Annotated in this window: 19 protein-coding genes and 1 other annotated feature; of the genes, 15 read left to right on the top strand and 4 right to left on the bottom strand. The window is 52.0% G+C overall.

Features of this window, described 5'->3' with window-relative positions:
- Positions 1 to 11: 11 nt before the first annotated feature.
- Positions 12 to 1,244 carry a multifunctional transcriptional regulator/nicotinamide-nucleotide adenylyltransferase/ribosylnicotinamide kinase NadR gene (nadR, locus tag ACJHXA_RS20900; protein WP_000093810.1) on the top strand — a complete coding sequence of 411 codons (1,233 nt, stop codon included), beginning with the start codon at positions 12 to 14 and terminating at the stop codon, positions 1,242 to 1,244.
- 306 nt (positions 1,245 to 1,550) lie between these two features.
- On the opposite strand, the gene ettA is transcribed toward nadR, so the two are convergent.
- A complete protein-coding gene (ettA, locus tag ACJHXA_RS20905) occupies positions 1,551 to 3,218 on the bottom strand; it encodes an energy-dependent translational throttle protein EttA (protein WP_000046749.1) in 1,668 nt (555 codons plus the stop codon).
- A 210-nt stretch (positions 3,219 to 3,428) separates the two neighbouring features.
- On the opposite strand from ettA, the gene sltY reads away from it, so the two are divergent.
- Both sltY and trpR read left to right on the top strand, forming a co-directional pair.
- Positions 3,429 to 5,366 (top strand): murein transglycosylase, encoded by a 1,938-nt coding sequence (sltY, locus tag ACJHXA_RS20910; RefSeq protein WP_000409451.1) that lies wholly within the window; start codon positions 3,429 to 3,431, stop codon positions 5,364 to 5,366.
- Positions 5,367 to 5,455: 89 nt separating this feature from the next.
- Positions 5,456 to 5,782, top strand: coding sequence for a trp operon repressor (gene trpR / locus ACJHXA_RS20915; protein ID WP_000068679.1), 327 nt, complete (start codon positions 5,456 to 5,458; stop codon positions 5,780 to 5,782).
- Positions 5,783 to 5,823: 41 nt separating this feature from the next.
- Here trpR and yjjX read toward each other — a convergent pair whose 3' ends face one another.
- The gene (gene yjjX / locus ACJHXA_RS20920) at positions 5,824 to 6,336 is read right to left on the bottom strand and encodes an inosine/xanthosine triphosphatase (RefSeq protein WP_001406309.1); all 513 of its coding nucleotides are present in this window, start codon (positions 6,334 to 6,336) and stop codon (positions 5,824 to 5,826) included.
- Positions 6,337 to 6,387: 51 nt separating this feature from the next.
- On the opposite strand from yjjX, the gene gpmB reads away from it, so the two are divergent.
- On the top strand, positions 6,388 to 7,035 hold the full coding sequence (gene gpmB, locus ACJHXA_RS20925) for a 2,3-diphosphoglycerate-dependent phosphoglycerate mutase GpmB (RefSeq protein ID WP_000942344.1): 648 nt from the start codon (positions 6,388 to 6,390) through the stop codon (positions 7,033 to 7,035).
- Here the strand turns inward: gpmB and robA are convergent.
- Entirely contained in the window at positions 7,032 to 7,901 is an 870-nt protein-coding gene (robA, locus tag ACJHXA_RS20930; RefSeq protein WP_000371666.1) for an MDR efflux pump AcrAB transcriptional activator RobA, read from the bottom strand. The genes gpmB and robA overlap by 4 nt on opposite strands.
- A gap of 210 nt (positions 7,902 to 8,111) precedes the next feature.
- Between robA and creA the strand changes: the two genes are divergently transcribed.
- The 4 genes from creA to creD are packed head-to-tail and all read left to right on the top strand — an operon-like array spanning position 8,112 to position 12,121.
- The gene (gene creA / locus ACJHXA_RS20935) at positions 8,112 to 8,585 is read left to right on the top strand and encodes a protein CreA (protein WP_000875487.1); all 474 of its coding nucleotides are present in this window, start codon (positions 8,112 to 8,114) and stop codon (positions 8,583 to 8,585) included.
- A gap of 12 nt (positions 8,586 to 8,597) precedes the next feature.
- Positions 8,598 to 9,287: a two-component system response regulator CreB gene (creB, locus tag ACJHXA_RS20940; RefSeq protein ID WP_001188659.1), complete on the top strand. Its 690-nt coding sequence runs from the start codon at positions 8,598 to 8,600 to the stop codon at positions 9,285 to 9,287.
- Positions 9,287 to 10,711 carry a two-component system sensor histidine kinase CreC gene (creC, locus tag ACJHXA_RS20945; RefSeq protein WP_001219604.1) on the top strand — a complete coding sequence of 475 codons (1,425 nt, stop codon included), beginning with the start codon at positions 9,287 to 9,289 and terminating at the stop codon, positions 10,709 to 10,711. The genes creB and creC overlap by 1 nt, the downstream gene beginning before the upstream one ends.
- A 57-nt stretch (positions 10,712 to 10,768) precedes the next feature.
- The gene (creD, locus tag ACJHXA_RS20950; RefSeq protein WP_000920306.1) at positions 10,769 to 12,121 is read left to right on the top strand and encodes a cell envelope integrity protein CreD; all 1,353 of its coding nucleotides are present in this window, start codon (positions 10,769 to 10,771) and stop codon (positions 12,119 to 12,121) included.
- Between the two features lie 59 nt (positions 12,122 to 12,180).
- Here the strand turns inward: creD and arcA are convergent, their stop codons facing one another.
- On the bottom strand, positions 12,181 to 12,897 hold the full coding sequence (gene arcA, locus ACJHXA_RS20955; protein WP_001194358.1) for a two-component system response regulator ArcA: 717 nt from the start codon (positions 12,895 to 12,897) through the stop codon (positions 12,181 to 12,183).
- 95 nt (positions 12,898 to 12,992) lie between these two features.
- Between arcA and yjjY the strand changes: the two genes are divergently transcribed.
- The 7 genes from yjjY (at position 12,993) to ACJHXA_RS20990 (ending at position 19,772) form a co-directional block, all read left to right on the top strand.
- Positions 12,993 to 13,133: a protein YjjY gene (gene yjjY, locus ACJHXA_RS20960; RefSeq protein WP_001303782.1), complete on the top strand. Its 141-nt coding sequence runs from the start codon at positions 12,993 to 12,995 to the stop codon at positions 13,131 to 13,133.
- A 399-nt stretch (positions 13,134 to 13,532) separates the two neighbouring features.
- The gene (locus ACJHXA_RS20965) at positions 13,533 to 14,219 is read left to right on the top strand and encodes a tRNA/rRNA methyltransferase (protein ID WP_001223164.1); all 687 of its coding nucleotides are present in this window, start codon (positions 13,533 to 13,535) and stop codon (positions 14,217 to 14,219) included.
- 213 nt (positions 14,220 to 14,432) lie between these two features.
- Complete coding sequence (thrL, locus tag ACJHXA_RS20970) at positions 14,433 to 14,498, top strand: thr operon leader peptide (protein WP_001386572.1); 66 nt, start codon at positions 14,433 to 14,435, stop codon at positions 14,496 to 14,498.
- Positions 14,434 to 14,553, top strand: a sequence feature (Thr leader region). (Overlaps the previous gene by 65 nt.)
- Positions 14,554 to 14,578: 25 nt before the next feature.
- The gene (gene thrA / locus ACJHXA_RS20975) at positions 14,579 to 17,041 is read left to right on the top strand and encodes a bifunctional aspartate kinase/homoserine dehydrogenase I (RefSeq protein WP_001264697.1); all 2,463 of its coding nucleotides are present in this window, start codon (positions 14,579 to 14,581) and stop codon (positions 17,039 to 17,041) included.
- Position 17,042: 1 nt separating this feature from the next.
- Positions 17,043 to 17,975, top strand: coding sequence for a homoserine kinase (gene thrB, locus ACJHXA_RS20980; protein ID WP_000241660.1), 933 nt, complete (start codon positions 17,043 to 17,045; stop codon positions 17,973 to 17,975).
- Positions 17,976 to 19,262, top strand: a complete 1,287-nt coding sequence (thrC, locus tag ACJHXA_RS20985) for a threonine synthase (protein WP_000781067.1) — start codon at positions 17,976 to 17,978, stop codon at positions 19,260 to 19,262.
- Positions 19,263 to 19,475: 213 nt separating this feature from the next.
- Entirely contained in the window at positions 19,476 to 19,772 is a 297-nt protein-coding gene (locus ACJHXA_RS20990; protein WP_000738721.1) for a DUF2502 domain-containing protein, read from the top strand.
- The last annotated feature ends 177 nt before the right edge of the window (positions 19,773 to 19,949 follow it).

Below are 19,949 nucleotides of genomic sequence, written 5' to 3' on the forward strand. Positions count from 1 at the left end.
CGGAGGGAGATATGTCGTCATTTGATTACCTGAAAACTGCCATCAAGCAACAGGGCTGCACGCTACAGCAGGTAGCTGATGCCAGCGGTATGACCAAAGGGTATTTAAGCCAGTTACTGAATGCCAAAATTAAAAGCCCCAGCGCGCAAAAGCTGGAGGCGTTGCACCGTTTTTTGGGGCTTGAATTTCCCCGACAGAAGAAAACCATTGGTGTCGTATTCGGTAAGTTCTACCCGCTGCATACCGGACATATCTACCTTATCCAGCGCGCCTGTAGCCAGGTTGACGAGCTGCATATCATTATGGGTTTTGACGATACCCGCGACCGCGCGTTGTTTGAAGACAGCGCCATGTCGCAGCAGCCCACGGTGCCGGATCGTCTGCGCTGGTTATTACAAACTTTTAAATATCAGAAAAATATTCGCATTCATGCTTTCAACGAAGAGGGCATGGAGCCGTATCCGCACGGCTGGGATGTGTGGAGCAACGGCATCAAAAAGTTTATGGCTGAAAAGGGGATTCAGCCGGACCTGATCTACACCTCGGAAGAAGCCGATGCGCCACAGTATATGGAACATCTGGGGATCGATACGGTGCTGGTCGATCCGAAACGTACCTTTATGAGTATCAGCGGTGCGCAGATCCGCGAAAACCCGTTCCGCTACTGGGAATATATTCCTACGGAAGTGAAGCCGTTCTTTGTACGTACCGTGGCGATCCTTGGTGGCGAGTCGAGCGGTAAATCCACCCTGGTAAACAAACTTGCCAATATCTTCAATACCACCAGTGCGTGGGAATATGGTCGCGATTATGTCTTTTCACACCTCGGCGGTGATGAGATCGCATTGCAGTATTCCGATTACGATAAAATCGCGCTGGGCCACGCACAATACATTGATTTTGCAGTGAAATATGCCAATAAAGTGGCGTTTATTGACACTGATTTTGTCACTACCCAGGCGTTCTGCAAAAAGTACGAAGGGCGTGAGCATCCGTTCGTACAGGCGTTGATTGATGAATACCGTTTCGATCTGGTGATCCTGCTGGAGAACAACACGCCGTGGGTGGCGGATGGTTTACGCAGCCTCGGCAGTTCGGTGGATCGCAAAGAGTTCCAGAACTTGCTGGTGGAGATGCTGGAAGAGAACAATATCGAATTCGTGCGGGTTGAAGAGGACGATTATGACAGCCGTTTCCTGCGCTGCGTGGAGCTGGTGCGGGAGATGATGGGGGAGCAGAGATAACCGCGATGAAACGGCTCAAAGGCGAGGTATAAAATAAGTTTTTTGATGAGTTGAAAACCTCTCTGGAAGAGGCTGTCGAGATTAAACAAGGTTTAAAAGAATCAGCACGGGTGACCCGCTACGAATTTGCGGATACTAAGGCTGTTGTAGGCCGGAAAAGGCGTTCACGCCGTATCCGGCATTCGGTGCTCAATGCCTGATGCGACGCTTACCGCGTCTTATCAGGCCTGGAGATTCACAACGTATTGAAATTTCTTGGTTTGTAGGCCGGATAAGGCGTTCACGCCGCATCCGGCATTTTACGCATTACTTCGCAATACGCTTGTACTTGATACGCTTCGGCTCCAGTGCGTCTGCGCCCAGCGTGCGTTTCTTGTACTCTTCGTACTCGGTAAAGTTACCTTCGAAGAACTCAACTTTACCTTCATCCTGGTAATCCAGAATGTGCGTGGCGATACGGTCGAGGAACCAACGGTCGTGCGAGATAACCATCGCGCAGCCCGGGAACTCCAGCAGGGCGTTTTCCAGCGCGCGCAGGGTTTCGATATCCAGGTCATTGGTTGGTTCGTCGAGCAGCAGCATGTTGCCGCCAACCTGCAGCAGCTTCGCCAGATGCAGACGACCGCGCTCACCACCGGAAAGTTCACCAACGCGTTTACCCTGATCAACCCCTTTAAAGTTAAAGCGGCCAACGTAGGCGCGGCTTGGCATCTCGGTGTTGCCGATCTTCATAATATCCAGCCCGCCGGAAACTTCTTCCCAAACGGTTTTGCTGTTATCCATTGAGTCACGGAACTGATCAACCGATGCCAGTTTTACCGTTTCACCTAAAGTGATGGTGCCGCTGTCCGGCTGTTCCTGACCAGAGATCATACGGAACAGGGTCGATTTACCCGCGCCGTTCGGACCGATGATCCCGACGATTGCCCCTTTCGGGATCGAGAAGCTCAGGTCATCAATCAGCAGGCGATCACCGTAGGATTTACGCAGGTTGCTGACTTCCAGCACTTTATCGCCCAGACGCGGTCCAGGTGGAATAAACAGTTCGTTGGTTTCGTTACGTTTCTGATATTCGGTGCTGTTCAGCTCTTCAAAGCGTGCCAGACGTGCTTTACCTTTCGACTGGCGGCCTTTAGTTCCCTGACGTACCCACTCCAGCTCTTTCTCGATCGACTTACGACGCGCCGCTTCTTGTGAAGCTTCCTGCGCCAGGCGCTGATCTTTCTGCTCCAGCCAGGAGGAGTAGTTGCCTTCCCACGGAATACCTTCACCGCGGTCAAGTTCGAGGATCCAGCCTGCAACGTTATCGAGGAAGTAACGGTCGTGAGTAATCGCCACAACGGTGCCTTCGAAGTCGTGCAGGAAGCGTTCCAGCCAGGCCACGGATTCGGCATCCAGGTGGTTGGTCGGTTCGTCGAGCAGCAGCATGTCTGGTTTTTCCAGAAGCAGGCGGCACAACGCCACGCGACGACGCTCACCACCGGAGAGGTTAGCGATTTTCGCGTCCCAATCTGGCAGACGCAGCGCATCCGCCGCACGCTCCAGCTGTACGTTCAGGTTATGACCGTCGTGAGCCTGAATGATCTCTTCCAGACGGCCTTGTTCAGCGGCCAGCTTGTCAAAATCGGCATCCGGATCGGCGTACAGCGCATACACTTCATCCAGGCGTTTCAGGGCGTTAACCACTTCAGAAACCGCTTCTTCAATGGACTCACGCACGGTGTGTTCCGGGTTCAGCTGCGGTTCCTGCGGCAGGTAACCAATCTTGATGTCTGGCTGCGGACGCGCTTCACCTTCGATGTCTTTATCAATGCCCGCCATAATGCGCAGCAGGGTAGACTTACCCGCGCCGTTCAGACCCAGGACACCAATTTTTGCCCCAGGGAAGAAACTCAGAGAGATGTTTTTCAAAATATGACGTTTCGGCGGAACAACTTTGCCGACACGATGCATGGTATAAACGAATTGAGCCACGTTGGACTTCGCCTCTATGTTTATCGTGATGATGAGTTTTCAAAGGCGAAGTGTAGCCTTTTTCCCCGCCTAATCCCAGTTGGTCGATCACCTTCGCAGTAAAAGTAAAAAAGTGTCCGTAACGTGGCGTAAACGGCAATGACTGGTTAGCATAAATCTATTACGCGGCATGACGCTGCATTGATGTATTTACACTTAGAGGATGCGCTTGTGGAAAAAGCCAAACAAGTTACCTGGCGGCTGTTGGCTGCCGGTGTCTGTCTGCTGACGGTCAGCAGCGTGGCGCGAGCCGACTCACTGGATGAGCAGCGTAGCCGTTACGCGCAAATCAAGCAGGCCTGGGATAATCGACAAATGGATGTGGTCGAACAAATGATGCCTGGACTGAAGGATTATCCGCTTTATCCCTACCTGGAATACCGCCAGATCACCGATGATCTGATGAATCAACCGGCGGTGACGGTCACTAACTTTGTTCGCGCTAACCCCACGCTTCCTCCCGCTCGCACGCTGCAATCTCGTTTCGTCAATGAACTGGCGCGGCGTGAAGACTGGCGTGGCTTGTTAGCCTTTAGCCCGGAAAAGCCCGGAACTACCGAAGCGCAATGTAATTACTACTATGCGAAATGGAACACCGGGCAGAGTGAAGAAGCCTGGCAAGGGGCGAAAGAGCTGTGGCTAACCGGCAAGAGCCAGCCTAACGCCTGTGACAAGTTATTTAGCGTCTGGCGTGCGTCAGGTAAACAAGATCCGCTGGCGTATTTAGAGCGTATCCGTCTGGCGATGAAAGCGGGTAACACTGGCCTGGTAACAGTGCTGGCAGGGCAGATGCCTGCCGATTACCAGACTATCGCCTCGGCAATCATTTCACTGGCGAACAACCCTAATACGGTACTGACCTTCGCGCGTACAACCGGAGCGACCGATTTTACCCGTCAAATGGCAGCGGTGGCGTTTGCCAGTGTGGCGCGGCAGGATGCTGAAAATGCACGGCTGATGATCCCGTCGCTTGCCCAGGCGCAGCAGCTTAATGAAGATCAGATTCAGGAGCTGCGCGATATCGTCGCCTGGCGTTTGATGGGCAACGATGTCACCGACGAGCAGGCGAAATGGCGCGATGACGCCATTATGCGCTCGCAATCCACGTCGTTGATTGAACGCCGTGTGCGAATGGCACTTGGCACCGGCGATCGTCGCGGCCTGAATACCTGGCTGGCGCGTCTGCCGATGGAAGCAAAAGAGAAAGATGAATGGCGTTACTGGCAGGCGGATTTATTGCTGGAACGCGGACGTGAAGCTGAAGCGAAAGAGATTTTGCATCAACTCATGCAACAGCGTGGTTTCTACCCGATGGTTGCAGCACAACGCATCGGAGAAGAGTATGAGCTGAAGATTGATAAAGCGCCGCAGAATGTTGACAGCGCCCTGACTCAGGGGCCGGAGATGGCGCGCGTGCGCGAGTTGATGTACTGGAATCTCGATAACACCGCGCGTAGCGAGTGGGCCAATCTGGTGAAGAGCAAGTCAAAAACAGAGCAGGCTCAACTGGCGCGGTATGCTTTCAACAACCAATGGTGGGATCTTAGCGTTCAGGCAACGATCGCCGGGAAGCTATGGGATCATCTGGAAGAGCGATTCCCGCTGGCTTACAACGATCTTTTCAAACGCTACACCAGCGGTAAGGAGATCCCGCAAAGCTATGCGATGGCGATTGCCCGTCAGGAGAGCGCCTGGAATCCAAAAGTGAAATCACCGGTAGGGGCCAGCGGCCTGATGCAGATTATGCCTGGTACAGCGACCCATACGGTGAAGATGTTCTCTATTCCCGGTTATAGTAGCCCTGGGCAATTGCTGGATCCGGAAACGAATATCAACATTGGCACCAGTTATCTGCAATATGTTTATCAGCAGTTTGGCAATAACCGTATTTTCTCCTCAGCAGCTTATAACGCCGGACCAGGGCGGGTGCGAACCTGGCTTGGCAACAGCGCCGGGCGTATCGACGCAGTGGCATTTGTCGAGAGTATTCCGTTCTCCGAGACGCGCGGTTATGTGAAGAACGTGCTGGCTTATGACGCTTACTACCGCTATTTCATGGGGGATAAACCGACGTTGATGAGCGCCACGGAATGGGGACGTCGTTACTGATCCGCACGTTTATGATATGCTATCGTACTCTTTAGCGAGTACAACCGGGGGAGGCATTTTGCTTCCCCCGCTAACAATGGCGACATATTATGGCCCAACAATCACCCTATTCAGCAGCGATGGCAGAACAGCGTCACCAGGAGTGGTTACGTTTTGTCGACCTGCTTAAGAATGCCTACCAAAACGATCTCCATTTACCGTTGTTAAACCTGATGCTGACGCCAGATGAGCGCGAAGCGTTGGGGACTCGCGTGCGTATTGTCGAAGAGCTGCTGCGAGGCGAAATGAGCCAGCGTGAGTTAAAAAATGAACTCGGCGCGGGCATCGCGACGATTACGCGTGGATCTAACAGCCTGAAAGCCGCGCCTGTCGAGCTGCGCCAGTGGCTGGAAGAGGTGTTGCTGAAAAGCGATTGATTTTGTAGCCTGGTAAGACGCGTCAGCGTCGCATCAGGCGCTTAATACACCGCATTATGAAACGGACTCAGCGCCAGGATCACCGCCTGGTGATAGACGCTGGCGCGAGTGAGTTTCCCGGCGGTAAACACGCCGATCGCCCCTTCCTTACGACCAATCTCATCAATACCGGTATAACGCGACATTACGGGACCAAGTGCCTCACCTTCACGCACTTTCTGCAGAATCACCGCAGGCAACGGCAAAGTAGCCGAACGCGCCTCGCCGCGCTGGCTGGCGTTTTCAATCACCACCCAACTGAAAGTGCTGTCACCATCGATGCCAGCTTCAATCGCCACCCAAAAATCAGCCTCTGGAAGTAAACGGCGGGCATTTGCTACCCGATTTCGTGCGCCAGCGCGCGTTTCCTCACTGCCAAAGGGTTGTTCCGGTACACCGCTCTCGACGGCAACGGATGCAATATGGCAGGATCCTTCGCCGAAGATCTCGTGAAATGCCTGCAGAATGGCCTGAATTTTAGCGGGATTGGTGGTCGCACAGACAACTTGGTGCATAATCAGCATTACTCAGAAAATTAACGTTACAGCAGTATACGGAAAAAAAGCATGTTACAGGTATACCTAGTCCGCCACGGTGAAACGCAGTGGAACGCCGAGCGACGTATTCAGGGCCAGTCTGACAGCCCGCTGACCGCCAAAGGTGAGCAACAGGCGATGCAGGTGGCAACCCGTGCCAAAGAGCTTGGCATTACGCATATCATCAGTAGCGATTTAGGACGCACCCGGCGTACGGCGGAAATCATCGCCCAGGCCTGCGGCTGTGACATCATCTTTGATTCTCGCCTGCGTGAATTAAACATGGGTGTGCTGGAAAAAAGACATATCGATTCTCTGACCGAAGAAGAAGAGAACTGGCGTCGGCAGCTGGTCAATGGCACCGTTGACGGGCGTATTCCTGAAGGCGAGTCAATGCAGGAGCTCAGCGATCGCGTCAATGCGGCACTGGAATCTTGCCGGGACTTACCGCAGGGAAGCCGACCGCTGCTGGTGAGCCATGGTATTGCACTGGGATGTCTGGTGAGTACGATTCTCGGATTACCAGCATGGGCAGAGCGCCGCTTACGTCTGCGTAACTGTTCTATTTCGCGCGTGGATTATCAGGAAAGCCTGTGGCTGGCGTCTGGCTGGGTTGTTGAAACCGCAGGGGACATCTCGCATCTGGACGCCCCTGCATTAGATGAGTTGCAGCGTTAACGACGGATCGGAATCAGCAGTTCACAGCGCAGATTAATTGGGCGATCTCCCGCTTTGGCGTCTTCTGCCGGGTAGTATCGCTCAATATCCTGACCTTTACGGCGCGTCAGGTTGAGCATTGGCATGCACGTTCCGTATACCGTAAGGATAAACTCCTGCACGCCGGTTCCCAGACCTTCATAGGTAAACATCACATATTCGCCGCCCTGCAGCATCACCGGATGCCCCGTCAGTACATAGCCATCTGCCTGATCCTGGGCTAACGCGGTGGTATAGAATACCTCTTGTTCGTCGTCTTTATCCTGACTCGGACGCGTTTCATTCAGGCCGTAGAGCACTGGCGGAATGGTCGGCGCGTTGCCGAGAAAATCGTGCCAGAACTGATAACGCATTTCATGGCGGAAATCAGAGATTTGCTCCAGCGAACAGGAGTAGCTCTGGGTAACACCAATCAGCGGCGTATCTTCCAGGGTGACAAATTTGTGCTCTGGCATTGTGAATTCACCCAGACGTAGCGGCGGGCGAATACCAAAGGCGCTCCATTCAGGAGAACGGCGGTAAAGTGCAGGAGTCTGGGCAAACTGCTTCTTGAATGCGCGGGTAAATGTCTGTTGAGAGTCGAAGCGGTATTGCAGCGCGATGTCCAGAATCGGACGCGCAGTCAGGCGTAGTGCGACCGCCGATTTCGACAAACGACGAGCACGAATATACGCGCCAATAGCATGGCCAGTGACATCTTTAAACATTCTCTGTAAGTGCCACTTGGAATAACCTGCTTTCGCCGCTACATTGTCGAGCGACAGGGGCTGATCCAGATGACCTTCCAGCCAGATTAAAAGGTCGCGAATAATGCCGGCCTGATCCATAAAATATCCTCATCCTTTCAACAACGAGCACCTGACATCAGGTAATTGGATAATAGCATTTTTTGCTGTTTTAGCATTCAGTGTTTTTTTCTTAGTAGAGTATGTTTTAGGGCTTGACGGAAATAAAAGTATTGAGATTTTGTTCTTAATCAATATGTTATTTACCGTGACGAACTAATTGCTCGTGTAATAGATAAAAATGGTAACAATATGAAATACAAGCATTTGATCCTGTCTTTAAGCCTGATAATGCTGGGGCCATTGGCTCATGCAGAAGAGATTGGTTCGGTCGACACCGTATTTAAAATGATCGGCCCGGATCACAAAATTGTTGTGGAAGCCTTTGACGATCCCGATGTGAAAAATGTCACCTGTTATGTGAGCCGGGCGAAAACCGGGGGTATTAAAGGGGGATTGGGCCTGGCGGAAGATACCTCCGATGCGGCCATTTCTTGTCAGCAAGTCGGGCCGATTGAACTGTCGGATCGTATTAAAAACGGCAAAGCTCAGGGCGAGGTAGTATTCAAAAAACGTACGTCCCTGGTCTTTAAGTCGTTACAGGTCGTGCGCTTTTATGATGCTAAACGCAACGCGCTCGCTTATCTGGCTTACTCCGACAAAGTTGTAGAAGGTTCGCCGAAAAACGCGATTAGCGCGGTTCCTGTCATGCCGTGGCGGCAATAACAGAGGCGATTTATGCAACGGGAAACGGTCTGGTTAGTGGAAGATGAGCAAGGGATAGCCGACACGCTGGTCTACATGTTGCAGCAGGAAGGTTTTGCCGTCGAGGTCTTTGAGCGAGGCTTGCCGGTGCTGGATAAAGCTCGCCAGCTGGTTCCCGACGTCATGATTCTCGACGTTGGTTTGCCTGATATCAGCGGCTTTGAATTATGCCGCCAGTTACTGGCGCTCCATCCGGCGTTACCTGTACTGTTCCTGACGGCCCGAAGTGAAGAGGTCGATCGCCTGCTTGGGCTGGAAATTGGCGCTGACGACTATGTGGCTAAACCGTTTTCACCCCGCGAAGTGTGCGCCAGGGTGCGCACCTTACTGCGTCGGGTGAAGAAGTTCTCGTCGCCGTCTCCCGTCATCCGTATTGGTCATTTTGAATTGAATGAACCCGCGGCGCAGATCAGCTGGTTTGACACGCCATTAACGCTGACGCGGTATGAGTTTTTATTGCTGAAGACGTTACTCAAGTCGCCAGGCCGCGTCTGGTCCCGCCAGCAACTGATGGATAGCGTGTGGGAAGATGCGCAGGACACCTACGATCGCACCGTTGATACCCACATTAAAACGTTGCGTGCCAAGCTGCGCGCCATCAACCCCGATCTTTCACCGATTAATACTCATCGCGGCATGGGATATAGCCTGAGGGGCCTGTAATGCGTATCGGCATGCGGTTGCTGCTGGGCTATTTTTTACTGGTGGCGGTGGCGGCCTGGTTCGTACTGGCTATTTTTGTCAAAGAAGTTAAACCGGGCGTGCGAAGAGCAACGGAGGGGACGTTAATCGATACCGCAACGTTGCTGGCGGAGCTGGCGCGTCCCGATTTGCTCTCTGGGGACCCAACGCATGGGCAACTGGCGCAGGCGTTTAATCAGCTACAACATCGCCCGTTTCGCGCCAATATCGGTGGCATTAACAAAGTGCGCAATGAATATCATGTCTATATGACCGATTCGCAGGGTAAAGTATTGTTCGATTCGGCAAATAAAGCCGTTGGGCAGGATTATTCGCGCTGGAATGACGTCTGGCTAACGTTGCGTGGTCAGTATGGTGCGCGCAGCACGTTGCAAAATCCTGCCGATCCCGAAAGTTCGGTGATGTATGTTGCCGCGCCGATTATGGACGGCTCGCGGCTTATTGGCGTTTTGAGCGTAGGCAAACCGAACGCGGCGATGGCTCCGGTCATTAAACGCAGCGAGCGGCGAATTTTATGGGCCAGCGCCATTTTGTTGGGGATCGCACTGGTGATTGGCGCAGGCATGGTTTGGTGGATCAACCGCTCCATTGCCCGGCTCACTCGCTATGCTGATTCCGTCACTGACAATAAGCCCGTTCCTCTTCCCGATCTCGGTAGTAGCGAGCTGCGTAAACTCGCGCAGGCGCTGGAAAGTATGCGCGTGAAGCTGGAAGGGAAAAACTATATTGAGCAGTATGTTTATGCGTTAACCCATGAGCTAAAAAGCCCACTGGCGGCGATTCGTGGCGCGGCGGAAATTTTACGCGAAGGTCCGCCGCCTGAAGTAGTGGCTCGTTTTACTGACAACATTCTGACGCAAAATGCGCGAATGCAGGCACTGGTGGAAACGTTACTACGCCAGGCAAGACTGGAGAATCGTCAGGAAGTCGTTTTGACTGCTGTTGATGTGGCGGCATTATTCCGCCGCGTCAGCGAAGCGCGCACCGTGCAGTTGGCAGAAAAAAACATCACTCTACATGTTACGCCCACCGAGGTTAATGTTGCTGCTGAACCGGCGTTACTGGATCAGGCGCTGGGGAATTTACTGGATAACGCCATCGATTTTACCCCCGAGAGCGGTCGTATAACGCTAAGCGCCGAAGTGGATCAGGAACACGTCACGCTTAAGGTGCTGGATACCGGTAGTGGTATTCCTGACTACGCGCTGTCACGTATTTTTGAACGCTTTTACTCTTTGCCGCGTGCAAATGGGCAAAAAAGCAGCGGTCTGGGGTTGGCGTTCGTCAGTGAGGTCGCCCGTTTGTTTAACGGCGAAGTCACGCTGCGCAACGTGCAGGAAGGTGGCGTGCTGGCCTCGCTTCGACTTCACCGTCACTTCACATAGCTTCAAATTCTTCCCACATAGCCTTCGTATCCTGCTGCCATTGCAAAGGAGAAGACTATGTTGAAATCCCCCCTGTTCTGGAAAATGACCACCCTGTTTGGTGCAGTATTGCTGTTGTTGATTCCGATAATGCTGATTCGGCAGGTGATTGTCGAACGTGCCGATTACCGTAGCGATGTGGAAGATGCGATTCGCCAAAGTACCAGCGGGCCGCAAAAACTCGTTGGGCCGCTCATCGCTATTCCTGTGACCGAGCTTTATACGGTGCAGGAAGACGATAAAACCGTGGAGCGGAAACGAAGTTTTATCCATTTTTGGTTACCTGAGTCATTGATGGTTGATGGCAATCAGAACGTTGAAGAACGCAAGATAGGGATTTATACCGGTCAGGTCTGGCACAGTGATTTAACGCTAAAAGCCGATTTCGATGTTTCGCGTCTTAGCGAACTCGACGCACCAAATATCACCTTAGGCAAGCCATTTATTGTGATTAGCGTCGGGGATGCGCGTGGTATTGGTGTGGTGAAAGCGCCTGAAGTTAACGGAACAGCGCTGACCATCGAACCCGGTACCGGGTTAGAGCAAGGCGGGCAGGGCGTGCATATCCCTTTACCCGAAGGGGACTGGCGCAAGCAGAACCTGAAGCTGAATATGGCCCTGAATTTAAGCGGTACCGGCGATCTTTCTGTGGTGCCTGCCGGGCGTAATAGCGAAATGACCTTAACCAGCAACTGGCCGCATCCCAGTTTTTTAGGTGATTTTTTGCCAGCCAAACGGGAAGTTAGCGAGTCAGGTTTTCAGGCGCAATGGCAAAGCAGCTGGTTTGCAAATAATCTCGGTGAGCGTTTTGCTTCAGGCAATGATACCGGCTGGGAAAACTTCCCCGCGTTTAGCGTCGCAGTGACGACGCCAGCCGATCAATACCAATTAACTGACCGGGCGACTAAGTATGCCATTCTGCTGATTGCGCTGACTTTTATGGCGTTCTTTGTTTTTGAAACGCTCACCGCGCAACGCTTACACCCAATGCAATATTTGCTGGTGGGGCTTTCATTGGTGATGTTTTATTTGCTCTTGCTGGCGCTTTCTGAACATACCGGTTTTACCGTGGCATGGATAATCGCCAGTCTGATTGGGGCGTTAATGAACGGTATTTATTTGCAGGCGGTATTGAAAGGCTGGCGCAACAGCATGTTGTTTACCCTCGCGCTGTTGTTGCTGGATGGTGTGATGTGGGGACTGCTCAACTCTGCCGATAGCGCGCTGTTGTTGGGAACCAGTGTGCTGGTGGTGGCGCTGGCCGGCATGATGTTTGTGACCCGTAATATCGACTGGTATGCGTTTTCACTGCCGAAAATGAAAGCCAGTAAAGAAGTTACAATGGACGATCAATTACGTATCTGGAAATAAGGTTGAAAAATAAAAACGGCGCTAAAAAGCGCCGTTTTTTTTGACGGTGGTAAAGCCGATTAATCTTCCAGATCACCACAGAAGCGATAACCTTCACCGTGGATGGTGGCGATGATTTCCGGCGTATCCGGCGTAGATTCGAAATGTTTACGAATACGGCGGATCGTCACGTCTACAGTACGGTCGTGTGGTTTCAGCTCACGGCCGGTCATTTTCTTCAGCAGTTCAGCACGAGACTGAATTTTGCCTGGGTTTTCACAGAAGTGAAGCATGGCGCGGAACTCGCTGCGCGGCAGCTTGTACTGCTCGCCATCAGGGCCGATCAACGAACGGCTGTTGATGTCCAGTTCCCAACCATTGAACTTGTAGCTTTCAACGCTACGACGTTCTTCGCTGACAGTACCCAGATTCATGGTACGGGACAGCAGGTTGCGTGCACGAATCGTCAGTTCACGCGGGTTGAACGGTTTGGTGATGTAGTCATCTGCACCGATTTCGAGGCCGAGAATTTTATCGACTTCGTTGTCACGGCCAGTCAGGAACATCAACGCAACATTCGCCTGCTCGCGCAGTTCACGCGCTAACAGAAGACCGTTCTTACCCGGCAGATTGATATCCATGATCACCAGGTTGATGTCATATTCAGAGAGGATCTGATGCATTTCCGCGCCATCTGTCGCTTCGAAAACATCATAGCCTTCCGCTTCGAAAATACTTTTCAACGTGTTGCGTGTTACCAACTCGTCTTCAACGATAAGAATGTGCGGGGTCTGCATGTTTGCTACCTAAATTGCCAACTAAATCGAAACAGGAAGTACAAAAGTCCCTGACCTGCCTGATGCATGCTGCAAATTAACATGATCGGCGTAACATGACTAAAGTACGTAATTGCGTTCTTGATGCACTTTCCATCAACGTCAACAACATCATTAGCTTGGTCGTGGGTACTTTCCCTCAGGACCCGACAGTGTCAAAAACGGCTGTCATCCTAACCATTTTAACAGCAACATAACAGGCTAAGAGGGGCCGGACACCCAATAAAACTACGCTTCGTTGACATATATCAAGTTCAATTGTAGCACGTTAACAGTTTGATGAAATCATCGTATCTAAATGCTAGCTTTCGTCACATTATTTTAATAATCCAACTAGTTGCATCATACAACTAATAAACGTGGTGAATCCAATTGTCGAGATTTATTTTTTATAAAATTATCCTAAGTAAACAGAAGGATATGTAGCATTTTTTAACAATTCAACCGTTAGTACAGTCAGGAAATAGTTTAGCCTTTTTTAAGCTAAGTAAAGGGCTTTTTCTGCGACTTACGTTAAGAATTTGTAAATTCGCACCGCGTAATAAGTTGACAGTGATCACCCTGTTCGCGGTTATTTGGTCAAGAAGAGTGGCAATATGCGTATAACGATTATTCTGGTCGCACCCGCCAGAGCAGAAAATATTGGGGCAGCGGCGCGGGCAATGAAAACGATGGGTTTTAGCGAACTGCGGATTGTCGATAGTCAAGCGCACCTGGAGCCAGCCACCCGCTGGGTCGCACATGGATCTGGTGATATTATTGATAATATTAAAGTTTTCCCGACGCTGGCTGAATCGTTACACGATGTCGATTTCACTGTCGCCACCACTGCGCGCAGTCGGGCGAAATATCATTACTACGCCACGCCAGTAGAACTGGTGCCGCTGTTAGAGGAAAAATCTTCATGGATGAGCCATGCCGCGCTGGTGTTTGGTCGCGAAGATTCCGGGCTGACTAACGAAGAGTTAGCGTTGGCTGACGTTCTTACTGGTGTGCCGATGGTGGCGGATTATCCTTCGCTCAATCTGGGGCAGGCGGTGATGGTCTATTGCTATCAATTAGCAACATTAATACAACAACCGGCGAAAAGTGACACAACGGCAGACCAACATCAACTGCAAGCTTTACGCGAACGAGTCATGGCATTGCTGACGACTCTGGCAGTGGCAGATGACATAAAACTGGTCGACTGGTTACAACAACGCCTGGGGCTTTTAGAGCAACGAGACACGGCAATGTTGCACCGTTTGCTGCATGATATTGAAAAAAATATCACCAAATAAAAAACGCCTTAGTAAGTATTTTTCAGCTTTTCATTCTGACTGCAACGGGCAATATGTCTCTGTGTGGATTAAAAAAAGAGTGTCTGATAGCAGCTTCTGAACTGGTTACCTGCCGTGAGTAAATTAAAATTTTATTGACTTAGGTCACTAAATACTTTAACCAATATAGGCATAGCGCACAGACAGATAAAAATTACAGAGTACACAACATCCATGAAACGCATTAGCACCACCATTACCACCACCATCACCATTACCACAGGTAACGGTGCGGGCTGACGCGTACAGGAAACACAGAAAAAAGCCCGCACCTGACAGTGCGGGCTTTTTTTTCGACCAAAGGTAACGAGGTAACAACCATGCGAGTGTTGAAGTTCGGCGGTACATCAGTGGCAAATGCAGAACGTTTTCTGCGTGTTGCCGATATTCTGGAAAGCAATGCCAGGCAGGGGCAGGTGGCCACCGTCCTCTCTGCCCCCGCCAAAATCACCAACCACCTGGTGGCGATGATTGAAAAAACCATTAGCGGCCAGGATGCTTTACCCAATATCAGCGATGCCGAACGTATTTTTGCCGAACTTTTGACGGGACTCGCCGCCGCCCAGCCGGGGTTCCCGCTGGCGCAATTGAAAACTTTCGTCGATCAGGAATTTGCCCAAATAAAACATGTCCTGCATGGCATTAGTTTGTTGGGGCAGTGCCCGGATAGCATCAACGCTGCGCTGATTTGCCGTGGCGAGAAAATGTCGATCGCCATTATGGCCGGCGTGTTAGAAGCGCGTGGTCACAACGTTACCGTTATCGATCCGGTCGAAAAACTGCTGGCAGTGGGGCATTACCTCGAATCTACCGTCGATATTGCTGAGTCCACCCGCCGTATTGCGGCAAGCCGCATTCCGGCTGATCACATGGTGTTGATGGCAGGTTTCACCGCCGGTAATGAAAAAGGCGAACTGGTGGTACTTGGACGCAACGGTTCCGACTACTCCGCGGCGGTGCTGGCTGCCTGTTTACGCGCCGATTGTTGCGAGATTTGGACGGACGTTGACGGGGTCTATACCTGCGACCCGCGTCAGGTGCCCGATGCGAGGTTGTTGAAGTCGATGTCCTACCAGGAAGCGATGGAGCTTTCCTACTTCGGCGCTAAAGTTCTTCACCCCCGCACCATTACCCCCATCGCCCAGTTCCAGATCCCTTGCCTGATTAAAAATACCGGAAATCCTCAAGCACCAGGTACGCTCATTGGTGCCAGTCGTGATGAAGACGAATTACCGGTCAAGGGCATTTCCAATCTGAATAACATGGCAATGTTCAGCGTTTCCGGCCCGGGGATGAAAGGAATGGTCGGCATGGCGGCGCGCGTCTTTGCCGCGATGTCACGCGCCCGTATTTCCGTGGTGCTGATTACGCAATCATCTTCCGAATACAGTATCAGTTTCTGCGTTCCGCAAAGCGACTGTGTGCGGGCTGAACGGGCAATGCAGGAAGAGTTCTACCTGGAACTGAAAGAAGGCTTACTGGAGCCGCTGGCGGTGACGGAACGGCTGGCCATTATCTCGGTGGTAGGTGATGGTATGCGCACCTTGCGTGGGATCTCGGCGAAATTCTTTGCCGCGCTGGCCCGCGCCAATATCAACATTGTCGCCATTGCTCAGGGATCTTCTGAACGCTCAATCTCTGTCGTGGTAAATAACGATGATGCGACCACTGGCGTGCGCGTTACTCATCAGATGCTGTTCAATACCGATCAGGTTATCGAAGTGTTTGTGATTGGCGTCGGTGGCGTTGGCGGTGCGCTGCTGGAGCAACTGAAGCGTCAACAAAGCTGGCTGAAGAATAAACATATCGACTTACGTGTCTGCGGTGTTGCCAACTCGAAGGCACTGCTCACCAATGTGCATGGCCTAAATCTGGAAAACTGGCAGGAAGAACTGGCGCAAGCCAAAGAGCCGTTTAATCTCGGGCGCTTAATTCGCCTCGTGAAAGAATATCATCTGCTGAACCCGGTCATTGTTGACTGCACCTCCAGCCAGGCAGTGGCGGATCAATATGCCGACTTCTTGCGCGAAGGTTTCCACGTTGTCACGCCGAACAAAAAGGCCAACACCTCGTCGATGGATTACTACCATCTGTTGCGTCATGCGGCGGAAAAATCGCGGCGTAAATTCCTCTATGACACCAACGTTGGGGCTGGATTACCGGTTATTGAGAACCTGCAAAATCTGCTCAATGCTGGTGATGAATTGATGAAGTTCTCCGGCATTCTTTCAGGTTCGCTTTCTTATATCTTCGGCAAGTTAGACGAAGGCATGAGTTTCTCCGAGGCGACTACTCTGGCGCGGGAAATGGGTTATACCGAACCGGATCCGCGAGATGATCTTTCTGGTATGGATGTAGCGCGTAAGCTATTGATTCTCGCTCGTGAAACGGGACGTGAACTGGAGCTGGCGGATATTGAAATTGAACCTGTGCTGCCCGCAGAGTTTAACGCTGAGGGTGATGTTGCCGCTTTTATGGCGAATCTGTCACAGCTCGACGATCTCTTTGCCGCGCGCGTGGCGAAGGCCCGTGATGAAGGAAAAGTTTTGCGCTATGTTGGCAATATTGATGAAGATGGTGCCTGCCGCGTGAAGATTGCCGAAGTGGATGGTAATGATCCGCTGTTCAAAGTGAAAAATGGCGAAAACGCCCTGGCCTTTTATAGCCACTATTATCAGCCGCTGCCGTTGGTGCTGCGCGGATATGGTGCGGGCAATGACGTTACAGCTGCCGGTGTCTTTGCCGATCTGCTACGTACCCTCTCATGGAAGTTAGGAGTCTGACATGGTTAAAGTTTATGCCCCGGCTTCCAGTGCCAATATGAGCGTCGGGTTTGATGTGCTCGGGGCGGCGGTGACACCTGTTGATGGTGCATTGCTCGGAGATGTAGTCACGGTTGAGGCGGCAGAGACATTCAGTCTCAACAACCTCGGACGCTTTGCCGATAAGCTGCCGTCAGAACCACGGGAAAATATCGTTTATCAGTGCTGGGAGCGTTTTTGCCAGGAGCTTGGCAAGCAAATTCCAGTGGCGATGACTCTGGAAAAGAATATGCCAATCGGTTCGGGCTTAGGCTCCAGCGCCTGTTCGGTGGTCGCGGCGCTGATGGCGATGAATGAACACTGTGGCAAGCCGCTTAATGACACTCGTTTGCTGGCTTTGATGGGCGAGCTGGAAGGACGAATCTCCGGCAGCATTCATTACGACAACGTGGCACCGTGTTTTCTTGGTGGTATGCAGTTGATGATCGAAGAAAACGACATCATCAGCCAGCAAGTGCCAGGGTTTGATGAGTGGCTGTGGGTGCTGGCGTATCCGGGGATTAAAGTCTCGACGGCAGAAGCCAGGGCTATTTTACCGGCGCAGTATCGCCGCCAGGATTGCATTGCGCACGGGCGACATCTGGCTGGCTTCATTCACGCCTGCTATTCCCGTCAGCCTGAGCTTGCCGCGAAGCTGATGAAAGATGTTATCGCTGAACCCTACCGTGAACGGTTACTGCCTGGCTTCCGGCAGGCGCGGCAGGCGGTCGCGGAAATCGGCGCGGTAGCGAGCGGTATCTCCGGCTCCGGCCCGACCTTGTTCGCTCTATGTGACAAGCCGGATACCGCCCAGCGCGTTGCCGACTGGTTGGGTAAGAACTACCTGCAAAATCAGGAAGGTTTTGTTCATATTTGCCGGCTGGATACGGCGGGCGCACGAGTACTGGAAAACTAAATGAAACTCTACAATCTGAAAGATCACAACGAGCAGGTCAGCTTTGCGCAAGCCGTAACCCAGGGGTTGGGCAAAAATCAGGGGCTGTTTTTTCCGCATGACCTGCCGGAATTCAGCCTGACTGAAATTGATGAGATGCTGAAGCTGGATTTTGTCACCCGCAGTGCGAAGATCCTCTCGGCGTTTATTGGTGATGAAATCCCGCAGGAAATCCTGGAAGAGCGCGTGCGCGCGGCGTTTGCCTTCCCGGCTCCGGTCGCCAATGTTGAAAGCGATGTCGGTTGTCTGGAATTGTTCCACGGGCCAACGCTGGCATTTAAAGATTTCGGCGGTCGCTTTATGGCACAAATGCTGACCCATATTGCGGGCGATAAGCCAGTGACCATTCTGACCGCGACCTCCGGTGATACCGGAGCGGCAGTGGCTCATGCTTTCTACGGTTTACCGAATGTGAAAGTGGTTATCCTCTATCCACGAGGCAAAATCAGTCCACTGCAAGAAAAACTGTTCTGTACGTTGGGCGGCAATATCGAAACTGTTGCCATCGACGGCGATTTCGATGCCTGTCAGGCGCTGGTGAAGCAGGCGTTTGATGATGAAGAACTGAAAGTGGCGCTGGGGTTAAACTCAGCTAACTCGATTAACATCAGCCGTTTGCTGGCGCAGATTTGCTACTACTTTGAAGCTGTTGCGCAGCTGCCACAGGAAGCGCGCAACCAGCTGGTTGTCTCGGTGCCAAGCGGAAACTTCGGCGATTTGACGGCGGGTCTGCTGGCGAAGTCACTCGGTCTGCCGGTGAAACGTTTTATTGCTGCGACCAACGTGAACGATACCGTGCCACGTTTCCTGCACGACGGTCAGTGGTCACCCAAAGCGACTCAGGCGACGTTATCCAACGCGATGGACGTGAGTCAGCCGAACAACTGGCCGCGTGTGGAAGAGTTGTTCCGCCGCAAAATCTGGCAACTGAAAGAGCTGGGTTATGCAGCCGTGGATGATGAAACCACGCAACAGACAATGCGTGAGTTAAAAGAACTGGGCTACACCTCGGAGCCGCACGCTGCCGTAGCGTATCGTGCGCTGCGTGACCAGTTGAATCCAGGCGAATATGGCTTGTTCCTCGGCACCGCGCATCCGGCGAAATTTAAAGAGAGCGTGGAATCGATTCTCGGTGAAACGTTGGATCTGCCAAAAGAGCTGGCAGAACGTGCTGATTTACCCTTGCTTTCACATAATCTGCCCGCCGATTTTGCTGCGTTGCGTAAATTGATGATGAATCATCAGTAAAATCTATTCATTATCTCAATCAGGCCGGGTTTGCTTTTATGCAGCCCGGCTTTTTTATGAAGAAATTATGGAGAAAAACGACAGGGAAAAAGGAGAAATTCTCAATAAATGCGGTAACTTAGAGATTAGGATTGCGGAGAATAACAACCGCCGTTCTCATCGCGTAATCTCCGGATATCGACCCATAACGGGCAATGATAAAAGGAGTAACCTGTGAAAAAGATGCAATCTATCGTACTCGCACTTTCCCTGGTTCTGGTCGCTCCCATGGCAGCGCAGGCTGCGGAAATTACGTTAGTCCCGTCAGTAAAATTACAGATAGGCGATCGTGATAATCGCGGTTATTACTGGGATGGCGGTCACTGGCGCGACCACGGCTGGTGGAAACAACATTATGAATGGCGAGGCAATCGCTGGCACCCACACGGACCGCCGCCACCGCCGCGCCACCATAAGAAAGCTCATCATGATCATCACGGCGGTCATGGTCCAGGCAAACATCACCGCTAAATGACAAATGCCGGGTAACAATCCGGCATTCAGCGCCTGATGTGACGCTGGCGCGTCTTATCAGGCCTTGTATTATCCCTCCAGTGCAGAGAAAATCGGCCAGTTTTCTCTGCCTGCAGTCCGCATGCCGTATCGGGCCTTGGGTTCTAACCTGTTGCGTAGATTTATGCAGCGGAC

Source organism: Escherichia sp. WS33, assembly GCF_046486385.1.
In the GTDB taxonomy this organism is placed as follows: domain Bacteria; phylum Pseudomonadota; class Gammaproteobacteria; order Enterobacterales; family Enterobacteriaceae; genus ECMA0423.

What these genes read in the sequence shown, in the direction of transcription:
- ACJHXA_RS20965 (WP_001223164.1), top strand. Translation starts at nt 13,533, where the DNA reads ATGCGTATAACGATTATTCTGGTCGCACCCGCCAGAGCAGAAAATATT.
- gpmB (WP_000942344.1), top strand. Translation starts at nt 6,388, where the DNA reads ATGTTACAGGTATACCTAGTCCGCCACGGTGAAACGCAGTGGAACGCC.
- robA (WP_000371666.1), bottom strand. Translation starts at nt 7,901, where the DNA reads ATGGATCAGGCCGGCATTATTCGCGACCTTTTAATCTGGCTGGAAGGT.
- creB (WP_001188659.1), top strand. Translation starts at nt 8,598, where the DNA reads ATGCAACGGGAAACGGTCTGGTTAGTGGAAGATGAGCAAGGGATAGCC.
- yjjY (WP_001303782.1), top strand. Translation starts at nt 12,993, where the DNA reads ATGACTAAAGTACGTAATTGCGTTCTTGATGCACTTTCCATCAACGTC.
- creA (WP_000875487.1), top strand. Translation starts at nt 8,112, where the DNA reads ATGAAATACAAGCATTTGATCCTGTCTTTAAGCCTGATAATGCTGGGG.
- arcA (WP_001194358.1), bottom strand. Translation starts at nt 12,897, where the DNA reads ATGCAGACCCCGCACATTCTTATCGTTGAAGACGAGTTGGTAACACGC.
- yjjX (WP_001406309.1), bottom strand. Translation starts at nt 6,336, where the DNA reads ATGCACCAAGTTGTCTGTGCGACCACCAATCCCGCTAAAATTCAGGCC.
- thrA (WP_001264697.1), top strand. Translation starts at nt 14,579, where the DNA reads ATGCGAGTGTTGAAGTTCGGCGGTACATCAGTGGCAAATGCAGAACGT.
- thrC (WP_000781067.1), top strand. Translation starts at nt 17,976, where the DNA reads ATGAAACTCTACAATCTGAAAGATCACAACGAGCAGGTCAGCTTTGCG.
- nadR (WP_000093810.1), top strand. Translation starts at nt 12, where the DNA reads ATGTCGTCATTTGATTACCTGAAAACTGCCATCAAGCAACAGGGCTGC.
- trpR (WP_000068679.1), top strand. Translation starts at nt 5,456, where the DNA reads ATGGCCCAACAATCACCCTATTCAGCAGCGATGGCAGAACAGCGTCAC.
- thrB (WP_000241660.1), top strand. Translation starts at nt 17,043, where the DNA reads ATGGTTAAAGTTTATGCCCCGGCTTCCAGTGCCAATATGAGCGTCGGG.
- creC (WP_001219604.1), top strand. Translation starts at nt 9,287, where the DNA reads ATGCGTATCGGCATGCGGTTGCTGCTGGGCTATTTTTTACTGGTGGCG.
- creD (WP_000920306.1), top strand. Translation starts at nt 10,769, where the DNA reads ATGTTGAAATCCCCCCTGTTCTGGAAAATGACCACCCTGTTTGGTGCA.